This is a genomic window from Paenibacillus sp. 3LSP, from assembly GCF_032465655.1.
Lineage (GTDB): Bacteria > Bacillota > Bacilli > Paenibacillales > Paenibacillaceae > Fontibacillus > Fontibacillus barengoltzii.
The window spans coordinates 1-1,488 of record NZ_JAWDJI010000191.1; the positions used below are offsets into that span (position 1 = coordinate 1).

At 57.0% G+C, this 1,488-nt stretch carries 1 protein-coding gene; it reads right to left on the minus strand.

Annotated features, from left to right (window positions below; translation table 11 throughout):
• On the minus strand, positions 1 to 1,259 hold a 1,259-nt coding region (gene mutL / locus RW092_RS16320; RefSeq protein ID WP_316010696.1), incomplete at its 3' end, for a DNA mismatch repair endonuclease MutL.
• Positions 1,260 to 1,488 lie beyond the last annotated feature (229 nt).

The window sequence follows — 1,488 nt, forward strand, 5'->3', positions numbered from 1 at the left end:
GCGCTGGGTGCGCCGCTGGCCGGGGCGCCGCTTGCAGGCGCCCCGGCCCAGCCGCGGTCCGCGCCGGCGGACCGCGCGCCCGTGGCCCGCTCCGCGCCGCCGCCGGACACCGGCGGACGGAGCGGGCTTTCCGCCGCCGCAGCCGCTTGGCCGGCGGCGGAGGCGCCCTCCTCCGCGCCTAGAGGCGGCGCGGGGAAGTGGAACTGCTCCTGGATCACGGAGCGGTTCGGGCCTTTCCCGATCGTCTGACGCACGACTTGCGGGATCAACACCTGCCCGGACAGCACCGCACGCACGCTGTTCTCTACGAAGCTGTTCAGCTCCGGTTCCTTGCTGAAACGCACCTCCAGCTTGGACGGATGTACGTTCACATCCACCAAGGACGGGTGCATCTCCAGCATGAGCACCACCAGTGGATAACGATTAATCGGCAACAGCGTATGATATGCACGCAAAATTGCCTGATGCAACCCTTTATTCCGGATATACCGACCGTTCACAATCGTGGACATGCCCGAGCGGCTGGACCGCGCCAAATCCGGTCGCCCAATATACCCGGTCACCCGGTAATCCAGATCCTCCGCTTCAATCGGCACCATACCTTTGGAGGCATTCACGCCATAGATGGCTGCAATGACCTGCAGCAGATCGCCGCCTCCCGGGCTTTGCAACAACGTATTACCGTTATGCCGCAACGTAAAAGCAATCTCAGGATGAGCCAAAGCCTGACGATACATCGTATCAGAGATATGACCCAGTTCGGTCTGGATCGTCTTCATATACTTCAGCCTTGCCGGTGTGTTGTAAAATAATTCCTTCACCACAATATCCGTTCCTTGCGGGGCAGCGATGTCCTCGTTAAGCTTTAACGAGCCGCCCTCGATTTCGATCACCCGCCCAAGCCCGGAATCGTCGCTCGAAGAGACAAGCCGAACCTTGGCGACCGCCGCGATACTGGGCAAGGCTTCACCGCGGAACCCGAGACTGCGAATCTGGAACAGGTCGCGTCCGGAAGTGATTTTACTTGTCGCATGGCGATAAAACGCTGTTTCACAATCCTCCGGTTCAATCCCGGAGCCGTTGTCGGTTACGCGGATCAGCTGCAGCCCGCCCTCTTCGACAGCGACCTCGATCTTCGTAGCCCCTGCGTCAATCGCGTTCTCCACCAACTCCTTAACTACCGATGCCGGGCGCTCGACCACTTCCCCCGCGGCAATCTGGTTGGCGATATGCTCGTCCAATATTGCGATTTTTGCCATAGCTATTCCCTCCTTCCTTGTTTACCGCTCTTACGACATCTGGACATATCTATATGTAATTTCATATAGACTTCCGAAAGGAAATGACCAAATTACCGCCTATACTCGAAATTTCATCCATAATCCGGCGCAAGCCCCACTAGCCTTGCACCAAACCTGACATGAGAAATTACAAAAAATTGTTTGTAAAATATCCTAAATATGGTTGCTATTACTGGTATTCTTCTGG